Source organism: Pseudomonas xanthosomatis (assembly GCF_019139835.1).
In the GTDB taxonomy this organism is placed as follows: Bacteria; Pseudomonadota; Gammaproteobacteria; order Pseudomonadales; family Pseudomonadaceae; genus Aquipseudomonas; species Aquipseudomonas fakonensis.
Map to the genome: position 1 here is coordinate 5,543,153 of NZ_CP077075.1, position 16,177 is coordinate 5,559,329.

General features: G+C 66.0%; 15 protein-coding genes. 4 read left to right on the top strand and 11 right to left on the bottom strand.

All coding sequences use genetic code 11. The features are described from left to right. Genes ptsN through KSS93_RS24500 form a run of 3 tightly spaced genes read left to right on the top strand, consistent with a single transcriptional unit; the run spans position 1 to position 1,615 of the window. Complete coding sequence (ptsN, locus tag KSS93_RS24490; protein WP_217840156.1) at positions 1-465, top strand: PTS IIA-like nitrogen regulatory protein PtsN; 465 nt, start codon at positions 1-3, stop codon at positions 463-465. A 2-nt stretch (positions 466-467) separates the two neighbouring features. Then, on the top strand, positions 468-1,322 hold the full coding sequence (gene rapZ / locus KSS93_RS24495) for an RNase adapter RapZ (RefSeq protein WP_217886349.1): 855 nt from the start codon (positions 468-470) through the stop codon (positions 1,320-1,322). Positions 1,323-1,342: 20 nt separating this feature from the next. Beyond that, positions 1,343-1,615: an HPr family phosphocarrier protein gene (locus KSS93_RS24500; RefSeq protein ID WP_217886350.1), complete on the top strand. Its 273-nt coding sequence runs from the start codon at positions 1,343-1,345 to the stop codon at positions 1,613-1,615. A 202-nt stretch (positions 1,616-1,817) separates the two neighbouring features. Here KSS93_RS24500 and KSS93_RS24505 read toward each other — a convergent pair whose 3' ends face one another. The 6 genes from KSS93_RS24505 to pmbA form a co-directional block, all read right to left on the bottom strand. After that, positions 1,818-2,711 carry a ZIP family metal transporter gene (locus KSS93_RS24505; protein ID WP_217886351.1) on the bottom strand — a complete coding sequence of 298 codons (894 nt, stop codon included), beginning with the start codon at positions 2,709-2,711 and terminating at the stop codon, positions 1,818-1,820. A 10-nt stretch (positions 2,712-2,721) separates the two neighbouring features. Further along, positions 2,722-3,333 carry a superoxide dismutase gene (locus KSS93_RS24510; protein ID WP_217886352.1) on the bottom strand — a complete coding sequence of 204 codons (612 nt, stop codon included), beginning with the start codon at positions 3,331-3,333 and terminating at the stop codon, positions 2,722-2,724. Position 3,334: 1 nt separating this feature from the next. Then, positions 3,335-3,796, bottom strand: a complete 462-nt coding sequence (locus KSS93_RS24515) for a DUF2753 family protein (RefSeq protein WP_217886353.1) — start codon at positions 3,794-3,796, stop codon at positions 3,335-3,337. Between the two features lie 25 nt (positions 3,797-3,821). Then, positions 3,822-5,198 carry a class II fumarate hydratase FumC gene (gene fumC, locus KSS93_RS24520; RefSeq protein WP_217886354.1) on the bottom strand — a complete coding sequence of 459 codons (1,377 nt, stop codon included), beginning with the start codon at positions 5,196-5,198 and terminating at the stop codon, positions 3,822-3,824. Then, positions 5,191-5,592 carry a FagA protein gene (locus KSS93_RS24525; RefSeq protein WP_217840163.1) on the bottom strand — a complete coding sequence of 134 codons (402 nt, stop codon included), beginning with the start codon at positions 5,590-5,592 and terminating at the stop codon, positions 5,191-5,193. The genes fumC and KSS93_RS24525 overlap by 8 nt, the downstream gene beginning before the upstream one ends. Positions 5,593-5,789: 197 nt before the next feature. Continuing rightward, a complete protein-coding gene (gene pmbA, locus KSS93_RS24530; RefSeq protein ID WP_217886355.1) occupies positions 5,790-7,136 on the bottom strand; it encodes a metalloprotease PmbA in 1,347 nt (448 codons plus the stop codon). A gap of 109 nt (positions 7,137-7,245) precedes the next feature. On the opposite strand from pmbA, the gene yjgA reads away from it, so the two are divergent. After that, entirely contained in the window at positions 7,246-7,767 is a 522-nt protein-coding gene (gene yjgA / locus KSS93_RS24535; protein WP_217886356.1) for a ribosome biogenesis factor YjgA, read from the top strand. A 77-nt stretch (positions 7,768-7,844) separates the two neighbouring features. Here yjgA and tldD read toward each other — a convergent pair whose 3' ends face one another. From tldD to KSS93_RS24560, 5 genes are all read right to left on the bottom strand, one after another. Next, positions 7,845-9,284 (bottom strand): metalloprotease TldD, encoded by a 1,440-nt coding sequence (gene tldD / locus KSS93_RS24540; RefSeq protein WP_217840166.1) that lies wholly within the window; start codon positions 9,282-9,284, stop codon positions 7,845-7,847. A gap of 2 nt (positions 9,285-9,286) precedes the next feature. Then, complete coding sequence (locus KSS93_RS24545; protein WP_217886357.1) at positions 9,287-10,138, bottom strand: carbon-nitrogen hydrolase family protein; 852 nt, start codon at positions 10,136-10,138, stop codon at positions 9,287-9,289. Between the two features lie 9 nt (positions 10,139-10,147). Next, a complete protein-coding gene (locus tag KSS93_RS24550; protein WP_217886358.1) occupies positions 10,148-13,960 on the bottom strand; it encodes a YhdP family protein in 3,813 nt (1,270 codons plus the stop codon). 82 nt (positions 13,961-14,042) lie between these two features. Continuing rightward, positions 14,043-15,500, bottom strand: a complete 1,458-nt coding sequence (gene rng / locus KSS93_RS24555; protein ID WP_217886359.1) for a ribonuclease G — start codon at positions 15,498-15,500, stop codon at positions 14,043-14,045. 54 nt (positions 15,501-15,554) lie between these two features. Next, positions 15,555-16,154: a Maf family protein gene (locus KSS93_RS24560; protein ID WP_217886360.1), complete on the bottom strand. Its 600-nt coding sequence runs from the start codon at positions 16,152-16,154 to the stop codon at positions 15,555-15,557. Positions 16,155-16,177: the final 23 nt, after the last annotated feature.

The following is a 16,177-nucleotide window of genomic DNA, read 5'->3' on the forward strand; positions in this document are numbered from 1 at the left end:
ATGATCCGACTTGAAACCATCCTGACCCCCGGCCGTTCCCTCGTGAACGTGCCGGGTGGCAGTAAAAAGCGCGCCCTGGAAAAGGTCGCCAACCTGATCGCCGAGCAAGTACCCGAGCTGGAGATGCAAGACGTCTTCGACAAGCTCATCGCTCGCGAAAAACTGGGCTCCACCGGCTTTGGCAATGGCATCGCCATCCCCCACTGCCGGCTCGAAGGCTGCACCGCACCGGTAAGCGCGCTGCTGCACCTGGACGCCCCCATCGATTACGACGCCATCGATGGCGCCCCGGTTGACCTGCTGTTCGTCCTGCTGGTCCCGGAAGCAGCCACCGATGCCCACCTTGAACTGCTGCGCCAGATCGCCAGCATGCTCGATCGCAAGGAGGTCCGCGATCGCCTGCGCGCCGCCGACAGCAGCGAGGCCCTGTTCCAGGTTGTCCTGGACGTACAGAACGAGCACTGACCATGCGCCTGATCATCGTCAGCGGCCGCTCCGGCTCCGGCAAGAGCACCGCCCTGGACGTGCTGGAAGACAACGGTTTCTACTGCATCGACAACCTGCCCGCCGGGTTGTTGCCGCAGTTGGCGGAGAACGCGCTGATCAATACCGAGCTGCTGCAGCCCAAGGTTGCGGTATCGATCGATGCGCGCAACCTGCCCAGCCACCTGTCACGCTTCCCCGAACTGCTGGAAGAAGCACGCGCCCGGCATATCCAGTGTGACGTGCTGTACCTGGACGCTGACGAAGACACCCTGCTCAAGCGCTTTTCCGAAACCCGCCGCCGCCACCCGCTGACCAACCAGAGCCGCTCGCTGGCCGAGGCCATCCGCGTCGAAAGCGAGCTGCTGGGCCCCATCGCCGACCTTGCCGACCTCAAGATCGACACCACAAGCCTCAACCTCTACCAACTGCGCGACTCGATCAAGCTGCGCCTGCTGAACCAGCCCGAACCCGGCACGGCGTTTCTGGTCGAGTCGTTCGGCTTCAAGCGTGGCATGCCGGTGGACGCCGACCTGGTGTTCGATGTGCGCTGCCTGCCCAACCCCTACTGGAAGCCGGAACTTCGCGACCATTCGGGCCTCGAACAGCCGGTGATCGACTACCTGGCCGCCCAGCCCGACGTCGAAGAGATGTTCAACGATATTTCGAGCTACCTGCTCAAGTGGCTGCCGCGCTTTGCAGCCAGCAACCGCGCCTATGTCACCATCGCCATCGGCTGCACCGGCGGCCACCACCGCTCGGTGTACATCACCGAACGGCTCGGCCAGTTGCTCCAACCCGCCCTGAAAAACGTCCAGGTCCGCCACCGCGACCTCTAGCCCACAGGATCCGCCCCACGATGCCCGCCCGCGAAATCACCATCATCAACAAGCTGGGCCTGCACGCCCGCGCGGCCGCCAAATTCGTCGGCGTGGCCGGGCGCTTCCCCTGCCAGGTGCGGGTCGGCCGCGCACCGGACAAGCTGGTGGACGGCAAGAGCATCATGGCGGTGATGATGCTCGCCGCCGGCAAAGGCACCCCGGTGCACCTGCTCACCGAGGGCGAGCAGGATGGCGAGGCCATGCAGGCGTTGGTCGAACTGATCGAGAACTTCTTCGACGAAGGCGAGTGAGCGCCTTCTCGCCTGGCTGAATCTCGTGGGAGCGGGCCTGCCCTGCGACGGATATCACCGCTGCCTGTACCGGCCTCATCGCCGGCTTGCCGGCTTCCTAAAAGGGGCGCACAACCTTCACGCCCACGCGGTCCTGTAGGAGCCGGCAAGCCGGCGATGAGGCCGGTACAGGCAAGACAGTTGCTGGCAAGCCCCCCAGCGCTTACGACATCGCCGTATCCATCACCATCATCAGGCAGAACCCCACGCACAACCCCAGGCTGGCCAGACGGTGATGCCCGTTGCTGCGTGACTCGGGGATGATTTCCTGGGTGACCACCAGCAGCATGGCGCCCGCCGCGCAGGCCAAGCCCAGCGGCAACAGCAGCTCGGCGATGTTCACCAGCCACGCGCAGACCACCGCTGCCAGCGGCTCCACCAGCCCGGACGCAGCGCCGATCAGGAACGCCTTGAAGCGCGGCATGCCCGCCCCCGCCAGCACCAGCGCAATCACCAGGCCCTCGGGCACATCCTGCAGGGCAATGCCCATGGCCAGGCTGTCGGCGTCGGGCATGCCGCCACCGGCAGACACCCCGATGGCCATGCCTTCAGGGATGTTGTGGGCGACGATGGCAATGACGAACAGCCAGATCCGCGCGGCGATCACCGGTTGCTGGGCCGTGCCCACCAACGCCTCGGGCGATGCGCCGGACACCTTCAGGTCGATCAAAAACAGGCACAGCGCGCCGACCAGCAAACCGCTGCTGATCAGCCCACCGGCGCCCCAGGGGCTGAAACCGATGGACTGCGCAGCATCAAGCCCCGGGATGATCAGGGAAAACGCGGTGGCCGCCAGCATCACCCCGGCACCGAAGCCCAGCAGGGTGTCAGCCAGCGCCACCGGCATGTTGCGGATCACCAGCACCGGTACCGCGCCCAACGCCGTGCCCAGCGCACACAAGGCGCCGCCCTCGAGGGCGCGCAGCATGCGCGGCTCGAGGTCGAGCCAGGCAATACCCCGGGCCACCAGCAAGGCACTGCCGACCAGCAAAAGCAAGGTCCCCAGCGCCAGGCGGAACAGGCGCACACTGCTGACAGACATCACGGCCGAGCGCATACCGGTCGGCTCACTTCAAGGCTTCAAGGTAGCGACGTTGCACTTCGGCCCAGTCAACCACGTTGTAGAAGGCGCCGATGTATTCCGGGCGACGGTTCTGGTACTTCAGGTAGTAGGCGTGCTCCCACACATCCAGGCCGAGGATCGGCGTGTTGCCATGCATCAGCGGGCTGTCCTGGTTGCCGCTACTTTCGACCACCAGGGTTTTCTGCGAAGTGACGCTGAGCCAGGCCCAACCGCTGCCGAAGCGGGTCAGCGCGGCCTTGGTGAAGGCCTCCTTGAACGCCTCGAAACCACCCAGCTGCGCGTCGATGGCCTTGGCTACCTCACCCTGCGGCTGGCCGCCGCCCTTGGGCGACATGATGGTCCAGAACAGGCTGTGGTTGGCGTGACCACCGCCGTGGTTGGTCACCGCGCCACGCAGGTTCTCAGGCAGCGTCTTCACCGCACCCACCAGCTTTTCCACCGGCCAGTCGGCCCACTCGGTGCCCTCGATGGCCGCGTTCAGGCCATTGACGTAGGTTTGGTGGTGCTTGGTGTGGTGAATCTCCATGGTCGCGGTATCGATGTGCGGTTCCAGGGCATCGTAGGCGTAGGGCAATGCAGGCAAGGTATGGGGCATGTCAGTGGATTCCGTAGGCTGGGGTGCGGTCGTTGTTGTCCGTCTGAGCAACCAGTTCACTGGCAGCGGGCGTCTGGCGGTTGAGCAGGCGCGCGGTGCGCGGGTACTGGCCGTACTCGGCGATGAAATTCAGCAGTTCGGTATAGGTGCGCGAGCTGTGCCGCAGCGCGGCATCGCGCAAGGCCTGGGCCAGCCGCGCCTCGCCGGCTGCCTGCAGCAGGCGCTCATGCGCCGCGCACAGGTAGTCGGCGCTTTCGTGGGGCTGGTTCAGGCGCAGGTGCAGGTCGGCCAGGTTGTGGTGGGCGATGACCAGAGCGGCCACCGCTTCGTCAACGTCATGCCAGCGCTCGAACAGCACCTGGGCCAGGGCCAGCGCTTGCAGGTAGTGTTCCCGGGCATCGACCAGCTCGCCCTGTTCGAACAGGCAGTTGGCGTTTTGCGTGGTGCGTCTGAAGTGCTGCATGACGTGCCTCCTGGGCGGCCTCGGCTCAGATGCCGCCGGCGGTGAGTTTTTCCGGGTCGAGCAGGGCTTCGAGCTGGTCGCGGGACAGGTCGGTGTGCTCCAGCGCCACGTCGATGATCGGCCGGCCCTGCTTGTAGGCGGTCTTGGCGATTTCGGCGGCTTTCAGGTAGCCGATGATCGGGTTCAGCGCGGTGACCAGGATCGGGTTGCGCGACAGCGCTTCCTTGAGTTTGCCCTCGTTGACCTTGAACGTGGCAATGGCCTTGTCGGCCAGCAGGCGGCTGACGTTGGCCATCAGCTCGATGCTCTCCAGCAGGTTGCGGGCGATCACCGGCAGCATCACGTTCAGCTCGAAGTTGCCCGACTGGCCGGCCACGGCGATGGTGGCGTCGTTGCCGATAACTTGCGCGGCCACCATGGCGGTGGCCTCCGGGATTACCGGGTTGACCTTGCCCGGCATGATCGAGGAGCCCGGCTGCAGGCCCTGCAGCTCGATCTCGCCCAGGCCCGCCAGGGGGCCGGAGTTCATCCAGCGCAGGTCGTTGGCGATTTTCATCAGTGCCACGGCGGCGGTCTTGAGCTGGCCAGACAGCGCCACGGCGGTGTCCTGGGAGCCGATCAGGGCGAACAGGTTGTCACCTTGGGTGAACTCGACCCGGGTCAGGCCGCTGAGCTGGCGGGCAAAGCCGGCCGCGAACTGCGGGTGGGCGTTGATGCCGGTGCCCACCGCGGTGCCGCCCTGGGCCAGGGCTTGCAGCGCCGGCAGGGTGGCTTCGATGTGCGCCTGGGCGCCCTTGACCTGCGCCGACCAGCCACCGAGCACCTGGCTCATGCGCACCGGCATGGCGTCCATCAGGTGGGTACGGCCGGTCTTGACGTGCTTGTGCACCTCGAGCGCCTTGGCATCGATCACCTGGGTGAGGTGGCGCAGGGCCGGCAGCAGTTGCTCGTGCAGGGCCAGGGCAGCGCTGACATGGATGGTAGTGGGGATGATGTCGTTGCTGCTCTGGCCACAGTTGACGTGGTCGTTGGCATTGACCGGTTCGCCCAGCACGCGGCTGGCCAGGGTGGCGATCACCTCGTTGGCGTTCATGTTCGAACTGGTGCCGGAGCCGGTCTGGAACACATCCACCGGGAAGTGTTGGATGAAATCTTCGCCCAGCAGTTGCTCCACCGCCTTGACGATGGCCTCGCCCTGCCCTGCGCTCAGTTGCGAAAGCTCGACGTTGGCCTTGGCCGCCGCGGCCTTGGCCAGCAGCAGCGCGCGAATGAACTGGGCCGGCATCGGCTTGCCGCTGACCGGGAAGTTGTCGACCGCGCGCTGGGTCTGGGCACCGTACAGGGCCTGGGCCGGCACCTGCAGTTCGCCCATGCTGTCACGCTCGATACGGGTATCACTCATCTTCGAATCCTTGCATCAGTTCATCGGGAGAAATCGACGGCAGCAGCACGCAGTTGGCGAGCTGCATGGCATAGGGTTGCCAGCGCAGGTTTTGTTCGCGGCGGTCGAGGTTGCGCAGGTCGAGCAGCGGGCGCCAGGCCTGGTCCAGGCACAGGCAGCGCCAGTGCCAGGGCAACATGCGGTCGCAGGCGGTATCCAGCAGCAGGCGGAATGAGGTCAGGGCCACCGTCCATGGCGAGGTTTCGGTGCAGCACACCAGATAACGGCCTTCGGCCAGGTAGTGCTCGATCAGGCGCGGCTCGTCAGGTTCGAGGGCACAACGGATGCGCCGGCTGAGCCAGCGCCAGTTTTCCAGGTAGGGCAGTTCGTGGAGGACGGATTTCATGAACGTCATTGGCCGGGTTACTGGATAATGATATTCATTATTAAGTGATAAACATAATCACTTCAAGTGCTGAGCGACAAACAAAAAAACCGGCGCGATGGCCGGGTCAATTTCAAGGAAATTACGGGGGCGTGGGAGCGGGCTTGCCCCGCGATGATCCGAAGACCGATCGCGGGGCAAGCCCGCTCCCACAAGAAGACGCTGTATCAGCTACCGGCAATCGTCATGCGCTCGATCAGCACCGAGCCACTGTGGATGTTGCTGCGCGTCTCGATATCGCTGCCAATGGCGACGATCTGCTGGAACATGTCCTTCATGTTGCCGGCAATGGTCACTTCCTGCACCGCGTGCTGGATTTCACCATTCTCCACCCAGAAGCCTGCCGCACCGCGCGAATAATCGCCGGTCACCATGTTCAGGCCGTGGCCCATCAGCTCGGTCACCAGCAGGCCGCGGCCCATGCGGCGGATCAGCGCCGCCTGGTCTTCAACGCCATGGGTGACGAACAGGTTGTGCACACCGCCGGCGTTGGCCGTGCTTGGCAGCTTCAGCTTGCGCCCCGAATAGGTGCCGAGGATGTACGAAACCAGCTCGCCCTTGTCGACGAACGGTTTGGCGTAGGTGGCCAGGCCATCGCCGTCGAACGCCGCACTGCCCAGCGCGCGCGGGATGTGCGGGCGCTCGTCGAGGGTCAGCCAGCTGGGGAACAGGCGCTGGCCGAGGCTGCCTTCGAGGAACGACGACTTGCGGTACAGGTTGCCGCCGGAAATCGCCCCCAGGAAGCTGCCGAACAAGCCACCGGCCAACTCGGCGCTGAACAGCACCGGCACCTCGCAGGTAGGCACCGGGCGTGCGCCCAGGCGGCTTGCGGCACGTTGCGCGGCGCGCTGGCCGATGCTGCGCGGGTCGGCCAGCAGCTCGCCCTGGCGGTTGACGTCATACCAGTAGTCGCGCTGCATCTGCCCGTCGCCCTCGGCGATCATCACGCAACTCAGGCTGTGGCGGGTCGAGGCGTAGCCGCCGATGAAGCCGTGGCTGTTGCCGTATACCCGCACGCCCTGGTGGGTGTTGAGGCTGGTGCCGTCGGCGTTGAGAATGCGCTTGTCGGCGTCGAACGCCGCCGCCTCGCAAGCCAGCGCCATCTCGATGGCCTTCTCCGGCTCGATGTCCCAGTCGTGGTACAGGTCGAGGTCAGGGAATTCGCGGGCCATCAGCGCCGCATCGGCCAGGCCCGAGCATTCGTCTTCGGAAGTGTGCTTGGCAATGGCCAGCGCCGCCGCGACGGTTTCACGGATGGCCTCAGGGCCGCTGGCCGAGGTGCTCGCCGAGCCCTTGCGCTGGCCAACGTAGAGGGTGATGCCAAAACCCTGGTCGCGGTTGAACTCGACGGTCTCGACTTCGCGCTGGCGCACCGTGGTGGACAGGCCCTGCTCCAGCGACACCGCCACTTCGCAGGCACTGGCCCCCTGGCGGCGCGCCTCGGCGACGATCGCTTCGACCTGTTCCTGCAACGCCGGCAGGTCCTTGGGGCCTACGCTCTGGACTGCACTCATGGTTCTCTCCACTGAAAATTCTGCGTACGGCTTGGGTCATTCTACGACCGGGCCGGACAAGCGGCCCCCGACTGGTTATCATGGCGGCGATTTCCTGCGAGCTGCCCCCATGGTTGATTCTTACGACGACGCCTTCGATGGCGAAAAAAGCAAAACCCAGATCAAGCGCGAGCTGCATGCGCTGGTCGAACTCGGCGAACGCCTGACCACGCTCAAGGCCGAAACCCTGGCCCGCCTGCCGCTCACCGACGAGCTGCGCAAGGCGCTGGAAGAAGCCAGCAAGCACACCGCCCATGGCGCCCGCAAACGCCACATGTCGTTCGTCGGCAAGCTGATGCGCGTGCAAGACCTGGACGGCATTCATGCCGTGCTCGAGCAGGTCGACAGCTCGACCCGCCAGTACAACGAACGCTTCCACGGCCTGGAGCGCTGGCGCGACCGCCTGATCGACGGTAACGACGAGGACCTCGAACGCTTCGTCAACGAGTTCCCCGACACCGACCGCCAGCACCTGCGCTCGCTGATCCGCCATGCCCAGCACGAAAAGGCGCGCAACAAACCGCCTGCCGCTGCGCGCAAGGTGTTCAAGTACATCCGCGACCTCGACGAAACCCAGCGCGGGTTGCGTTAAGGCCATCGCGGGGCAAGCCCGCTCCCACGCAGCCCTTGCAGGCACACGTGGAAGCGGGCTTGCCCCGCGATCGTTGATCAAGCGCCGGTACCGCCGACGGTGATCGCATCCAGCTTCAAGGTCGGCTGGCCCACCCCCACCGGTACCGACTGCCCATCCTTGCCGCAGGTGCCCACACCGCTGTCCAGCGCCAGGTCGTTGCCGACCATCGACACCCGGCTCATCGCCTCCGGCCCGTTGCCGATCAACGTTGCGCCCTTGACCGGCGCGGTGATCTTGCCGTCCTCGATCAGGTAGGCCTCACTGGTGGAGAACACGAACTTGCCGCTGGTGATGTCCACCTGGCCGCCGCCCAGATTCGCGCAGTAGATGCCCTTCTTCACCGAAGCGATGATTTCTTGCGGGTCGCTGTCGCCGGCGCGCATGTAGGTGTTGGTCATGCGTGGCATCGGCAGGTGCGCGTAGGATTCACGCCGGCCATTACCGGTCACGGCCATGCCCATCAGCCGTGCGTTGAGCTTGTCCTGCATGTAGCCCTTGAGAATGCCGTTCTCGATCAGCGTGGTGCACTCGGTGGGCGTGCCCTCGTCATCGACGCTGAGCGAACCGCGACGGCCTTCGAGGGTGCCGTCGTCGACGATGGTGCACAACTTCGAGGCTACCTGCTCGCCGATGCGGCCGCTGAAGGCCGAGCTGCCCTTGCGGTTGAAGTCACCTTCAAGGCCATGGCCGACCGCCTCGTGCAGCAGCACCCCGGACCAACCCGAACCGAGCACCACCGGCAGCGTGCCGGCCGGCGCCGGAATTGCCTCGAGGTTGACCAGCGCCTGGCGCAGCGCCTCGCGGGCATAGCCCATCACCCGCTCTTCGGTGAAGTAGCGGTAGTCGGTACGCCCGCCACCGCCCTGCCCGCCGCGCTCGCGGCGGCCGTTCTGCTCGACGATCACACTCACGTTGAAGCGCACCAGCGGGCGCACATCGGCGGCCAGGCTGCCGTCGGCGGCCGCCACCAGAATGCGCTCCCAAACCCCGGCCATGCTCACGCTGACCTGCTGGATGCGCGGGTCGAGGGCACGGGTGGCGGCGTCGACGCGCTTGAGCAGCTCGACTTTTTCGGCACGGGTCAGCACGTCCAGCGGGTTGTCCTGGCCATACAGCGCGGTCACTTCCTGGCTGCGAAACGCCTGCACCTTGCCATTCTGCCCGGCACGGGAAATCGAACGGGCAGCGCGCGCCGCCGAGGTCAGGGCCTCGAGGTTGATTGCGTTGCTGTAGGCGAAGCCAGTCTTCTCACCAGACTGGGCACGCACGCCCACGCCCTGGTCGAGGTTGAAACTGCCTTCCTTGACGATGCCGTCCTCCAGCGCCCAGGTTTCCGAAACCTGGCCCTGGAAGTACAGGTCGGCAGCGTCGATACCGGGGCCGGCCAGCTCGCCCAGCACAGCCTGCAGGCTTTCCAGCCCCAGGCCGCCGGGGGCCAGAAGCTGCTCGCTGACGGTGGTTAACATCTGGCTCATAGTCACTCCGAGGTCTGAGCAGGCCGCAAGGCGTCCTGCGAGAAAAAGCGCCGGTGGCTCAGCACCGGCATGCGCGCCCGGATGGACGCCTGTTCTTCAGGGTCGCGGGTGGCCAGCAGTACCGCCTCGCCGCGCGCCTGTTGTGCAACGATCCGCCCCCAGGGGTCGATGATCGCTGCCTGCCCGTGGGTTTCCCGCGGGCCTGGGTGCAGGCCGCCCTGGGCGGCCGCCAGCATGTAGCATTGTGTCTCGATGGCCCGCGCACGAATCAGCACTTCCCAGTGCGCGGCCCCGGTTACTGCAGTGAACGCCGCCGGCACAGTAATGAGTTCGGCCCCGGCGGCGCGCAAGGCGCTGTACAGCTCGGGGAAGCGCAGGTCGTAGCATACCGTCAGGCCCACGCGCCCGACCGGGGTGTCAGCCACCACCACCTGGCCGCCATGGGCGTAGTCGTCCGACTCACGGTAGCGGCCACGGTTGTCGGCCACGTCCACATCGAACAGGTGCAGCTTGTCGTAACGGGCGGCGATTTCGCCGTGCTCGTCGATCAGCAACGAGCAGGCATGCGCCTTGGCATCGGGTTGGCCGACCGGCGGCAACGGCAAGGTGCCGGCCACTATCCATAACTTGAGGTCGCGGGCGGTGCGTTTCAACCAGGGCAGGATCGGCCCTTCGCCCAGCGCCTCGGCGCGGCCAATGGCAGCGGCGTCACGCCGGCCCATGGCGGCGAAGTTCTCCGGCAGCACCGCCAGCCGCGCACCGTCCGCGGCAGCCTGCTCAAGCAGGGCGCCTGCACGCTGCAGGTTGGCCAGCACATCGTCCTGGCTGACCATCTGGATCACTGCTGCCTTCATTGCCACCCCTTATTTGTCGAACGGTTTCACAAAGGTGATCTTAGGCTCTTTGACCGGCCCTTCGACCCGATAGTGCACGCTGGCAAAGCGCGACACACGGTCGCCGATCAGGCGGTCAACCAAAAACAGCGCCCCGCCCACCGCCGGCGCACCGACGATCAGCGCCGCCAGCGGCAGGTTGTTGGTCACCGGCAGGCTCACCTGCAGGTTGGCGTCGATGCGGTCGCGCACGAAGTCCAGGGTGCCTTCCAGTTCGAAGTTGCTCGACGGCCCGGTGACGCTGATCGGCTCGCGGGTCACGTACACCCCTTCGCTGGCCACCAGCAGGCCCTTGACCCGGTCGTAGGCCAGGCCCTTGCTGAACAGGTCGCTGAAGTCCAGGCGCAGGCGCCGGCCGATCGAGTTGAAGTTGAGCAGGCCAAACACCCGCAGGGCCTGGGCGCTGCCCTCCACTTCGACGAACTGGCCAGAGCGCAGTGCGGCGTCCAGGCTGCCGGAGAAGCGGTTGAGGCTGACCCAGGCCGGCGAACCCGGCCAGCGGCCGTCCACGTCCATGCGGAAATCCCGGCTGGTGACGGTGGGTGCAAAGCCCCAGGCCTTGAGCACGTCGCCCAGGTTCTTGCCGTCCACGCGGCCCTTGTACCAGCTCGAGGTGCTGCCCGGCAGGCCTTCCCAGCCGCCGCTGCCGTCGATGCGCAGGCCTTTGAGGTCCAGGTCGATATCGTCCAGCGCCAGACCGCGCGCATTCTGGCGCAGCTTCAGCGAAGCGCTGCCGAACAGGTCGTCGCCGCGGTACAGCTTGTCGATGCTCAGGTCCAGCGGCGGCACCTTGCGCGGGTCGAAGCCGGCCAGCGGGTCGGGGGCGTTGTCGTCCTGCGGCTGCGCGGGGTCGGCCGCTGGCAGGCGCAGGGTCTGCAGGCGGATCGCCATGGGCGCGCCCTTGGCATCGGGGATGCGCGCATTGCCGATCACCTCTTTGCTGTCCAGGCGCAGGTCCCAGGCCGGGCCGCCACGTGCCAGGCGCACCACCGCCTGGTTGAGGTCGATGCCGAAAGCCTTGAGCTGGCCGATGCTCAGGTCGACGCTTTGCAGGTTCTGCCGGGCGCTGCCGCCGGGGTCGTTGCCGGCCAGGCGCGCTGCCTGCTCCTGCCAGGGCGCAAGGTCCAGAGCATCGAGGCGCCCGCGCACGCGCAGGCCCTGGCCGCTGGGCGGCACCGCAGGGTCAGTGCCCAGCACCAGTTCGCCACGGCCCTGGCCGAGCTTTTCGGCAGGTGCTGCGTAAGCGAAACGGGCAAGGTCGGCGTAGCTGGCGTCAATCCGCCGCTCGGCGCCTTGCAGGGTGAGGCTGAAACGGCTGTCGCGAGTATCTGCCGCAGCCTTGCCGAACGGCGCCGGCAGGTCGATGGCCACGCCTTTGAGCGACGAATTGACGCTAAGCCGGTTGTCCTGCCCGCCCAGGGTCACCTGCAACTGGTACGGGATATCGCCAGACACCGGTAGCGCCTGCTGCACCTGCAGCCAATCGGTGAGCGCCTTGACCCCTACCTGGCCGCTGGCGTTGATACGGGTCTGGATTTGCCCCTTGCCCTCGGCGGCAATCTGCGCGCTGACCGGCTTGCCGAACGCCTGCAGGGTGACTGCCTTGGCGCTCAGGCCCTTGTCGAGGTCGAAACTGAAATCCCCCTTGAGCTGGCTGAGCTCCAGGGTCGGCGGGGCGATCTTGAGCGTGGCGCCTTCTGTGGCGAAGTCCACCAGCACCTTCGGGCGCTGGCCGTGCTCCAGCGGCACGTCCAGCTTGACCTTGCCGTTCAGCGGGCCTTCACCCTCCCAACCGGCGAAGATCTCGCCAGTGCCGATCGGTGTTTCCTTGAGAATCTTCAGGCCGTCGCCAAGGCTGCCGTCGAAATCGGCATCCAGGTACAGGTGGCTGTGCTCACCTGCCTCGACATGAGGGATGTCGACCTTCACGTTGCTGACCTTGGTGTCTAGCAACTGGCCACGGCTGGCCTTGATGCGCACGCCGGTATCTTCGATGAACACCTCGCCGTCCACCTGCTGCACCTGTGGCCAGCCGGGCTGGAAGGCCAGGGCGGCGTCATGCACCTTGAAGTACAGGCTGATGTCGCGGGCGTGGGGCGGTGCGCCGTGGTTGAGCGAGCCCTGGTACTGGAAGTAGCCCTGTTCGACGTTGCCCTTGACGATGGCGCTGCGCAGCCACTCGTCCAGCGCCGGGCTGAGCACTTCGGGCAGGTACTTGGCGGTGTAGCGGCCATCGCCTTCGGTCATGCCGACGCGCAGGTCCATGTAGTCTTCGTGGCCCGGCTCCAGGTGCAGGCGGATCAGGAAGTCCGCAGCAACCTTGCCTTCCTCGCCCAGCACCTTGATGTACGGCGCCACCAGGGTGAATACCTGCGGGTTTAGGGTCCAGGTCAGGCGGGCGTTGGCCTTCTGGTAGTGCCAGGGCTTGGCGAAGATCGGGTACAGGTGCAGCATGAAGTCGTTGGTATCAAGGCGCAGTTCGCCCTTGCCGAGGTCGCCACTGATAGCACCGCTGACATTACCGGCCGCCGGTGCGCCGTGGTAGGCGTCGAAGCCGACCTTGTCCAGGTTGGCGGCAAACTGCACACGCTGGTCACCCTCGGCATTGGGCCGCAGCTCGGCCCGTACGTTGCGCAGGGTACCGGTGACCTTGAGTGCATCGACCACGGTCATCAGCTTTTCCGGCAGCGGCGCCAGGGCATCGATCAGCGGGGTCAGCGGAGTCAGCTCGAGGCGGTCGGCCTGGATCAGCCAGGACTCCGCGGCAGGCGAGTCGCCAGCGCGCTGGGCCAGTTGCAGGTGCGACTCCCAGCGGGCCTTGCCCAAGGTTGCCGCCAGCGAGTCCACCGCCACATCAAAACCATCGCCACGGCGCTGGAACCAGGCATTCAGCGCCAGGTCGTCGACGGTTACCGCCTTGCGCCCGGTATAAGCGCCCTTGAGCTGCGGGGCGTTCAGGCGCACTACCGCCTGCTGCAGCTGGCCCTTGCGCCAGTCGACCCAGAACTCGCCGCCGGCACGCAGGCTGCTGGCCTGCCACTGGCCCAGCACGCGCGGCGGCAACCAGCGTGCCCAGTCGCTTTGCGGCAGGCTCAGGTAAGCCTGCAGGCTGGCATCACGCCAGTTTTTCGCGCTGGCGCGGCTTTGCAGGCTGACCGCCAGGGGCTGGCCATCGGGCAGCGTGGCGCGCAGGTCGAGGCTTTGCCGCGCAGCGCCGGCCTGCAGCCCGAGGCTGACGTAGGTGAGGGTAAGTGGCTCGCGCTGCCAGGGCTGCAAGGTGACCTGGCTGTCGAACAGGTCGATGCGCCCCAGCTGGCGCAGGCGCTTGAGCGCCTCGCTCGGGTCCAGCGGGCTGTCATCCTTATGCGGCAAGCCTTCCAGCGCCCAGGCGCCCTGCTCGTCTTCGCGCAGGATCAATTGCAGGCCACCCAGCTGGATGCGCGCCAGGCGCACCTCGCGGGCCTTGAGGCTGGCCCACAGGTCGGGTACCAGTTTCACGTCGTCCAGGCGCAAGGCATCGCTGCCCTCGCCCAACTGCAGGTCACGCACCCGTAGCACCGGGGCCAGGCCGCTCCAGCGGCCTTCCAGGGCACCGACGTGCACGGGCAAGCCCAAGGCCTGTTCGGCCTTGAGCTCGACGTCTGCACGGTATTCGGCGACCAGCGGTACCAGCTGCCGACCGAGGCTGACGTACAGCGCCACCAGCACCGCAAGCAGGGCACAGAATGCCAGCCCCCAGCGGGTCAGGGCGCCCAGAACGCGGGTCAGACGTTCCATGCCCATGGCCCTCCGAGTCGTCCCTTAACTATGGCCGGTGAATAGCGCTTTGCCAGCCCGTCCCTGGGGAGGCCGCGTTCAGCGAGGGTCAGAGCAGCACCACATCGTATTGTTCCTGGGAATACATGGACTCGACCTGGAAGCGAATGGTTCGCCCGATAAAGGCTTCGAGTTCGGCGACATTGCCCGACTCTTCGTCCAGCAGCCGGTCGACCACCTTCTGGTTGGCCAGCACCCGGTAGCCTTCGGCCTGATAAGCCCGGGCCTCGCGGAGGATCTCGCGGAAAATTTCGTAACAAATGGTCTCGGGGGTCTTCAGCTTGCCCCGCCCCTGGCATGCCGCGCAGGGCTCGCACAGCACCTGCTCGAGGCTTTCGCGAGTACGCTTGCGGGTCATCTGCACCAGGCCCAGCTCGGTGATGCCGATGATGTTGGTCTTGGCGTGATCACGCTCGAGCTGCTTTTCCAGGGTGCGCAGCACCTGGCGCTGGTGCTCCTCATCTTCCATGTCGATGAAGTCGATGATGATGATCCCGCCGATGTTGCGCAGGCGCAGTTGCCGGGCGATGGCGGTGGCCGCCTCGAGGTTGGTCTTGAAAATGGTTTCTTCAAGGTTGCGGTGGCCGACGAAGGCCCCGGTGTTGACGTCGATGGTGGTCATCGCCTCGGCCGGGTCGACCACCAGGTAACCACCAGACTTGAGCGGCACCTTGCGCTCCAAAGCGCGCTGAATTTCGTCCTCGACACCGTACAGGTCGAAGATCGGCCGTTCGCCGGGGTAGTGCTCCAGGCGGTCGGCGATCTCCGGCATCAGCTCGGCGACGAACTGCGTGGTCTTCTGGAAGGTTTCCCGGGAATCGATGCGGATCTTCTCGATCTTGGCGTTGACCAGGTCGCGCAGGGTGCGCAGTGCCAGGCCCAGGTCCTCATAGATGACCGTCGGCGCGCCGCAGGTCTGGATCTGCGAGCCGATCTGCTCCCACAGCCTGCGCAGGTAGCGAATGTCCTGCAGAATGTCTTCGGCCCGCGCGCCTTCGGCGGCGGTGCGCAAAATGAAGCCGCCGGCGTCTTTCATGTCCTCTTTGGCCATGCAGTCGGTCACCACCTGCTTGAGGCGGTCACGCTCGGCTTCTTCTTCGATCTTCAGCGAAATACCGACGTGGCTGCTGCGCGGCATGTACACCAGGTAGCGCGACGGGATCGACAGCTGGGTGGTCAGGCGCGCGCCCTTGGTGCCGATCGGGTCCTTCGTCACCTGCACCACCAGCGCCTGGCCTTCGTGCACCAGGGCGGTGATGGTCTCGACCGCCGAGCCTTCGCGCTGGGAAATTTCCGAGGCGTGAATGAACGCTGCGCGCTCAAGGCCGATATCGACGAACGCCGCCTGCATGCCCGGCAACACCCGCACCACCTTGCCCTTGTAGATGTTGCCGACGATGCCGCGGCGCTGGGTGCGCTCGACATGCACTTCCTGCAGGACGCCGTTCTCCACCACCGCCACGCGTGATTCCATCGGGGTGATGTTGATCAGGATCTCTTCACTCATGGCAGGCTCTCGTCTATGGGCTTGGGTAATGATGGATCGCTTGCAAGGGGCTGGCTAGGGCTGCGCGAAATCCTCCGGCAGTTGCCAGCAGGCAATGGCGAACTGCTCCAGCAGCTCGGCGGTTTCACTCAGGGGCAGGCCGACCACGGCCGAGTAACTGCCTTCGATACCGGTGACGAACACCGCGCCCAGGCCCTGGATGGCATAGCCACCGGCCTTGTCCAGCGGCTCGCCGCTGTCCCAGTAGCGCAGCGCTTCTTCAAAGGAGATGGTGCGAAAACGTACCTTGGTGCTGACGCAGCGGCTGATGCTGCGCTTGCCGTCGGTCAGGGCCACGGCGGTGAGCACCTGGTGCTCGCGCTTGGACAGGTCGCCGAGCATCGACAGAAAGTGCTCGCGGTCCTCCGGCTTGCCGAGGATCTCGTCGTCGAGCACCACCGTGGTATCGGCCCCCAACACCACGCCGTGGCCGTCGGTGTGGGCGAAACCGGCCACCGCCTTGGCCTGGGCCAGGCGCTCTACATAGGCAGCCGGGGCCTCGCCGGGCAGCGGGGTTTCATCGATGGGGGCACTGACCACGGTGAAGGGTACGCCGATCTGGGTCAGCAGTTCACGACGGCGCGGCGAGCCGGAGGCAAGGTACAGCTGGGTCATGCGGACGTCTCCCTGTCAGCGGC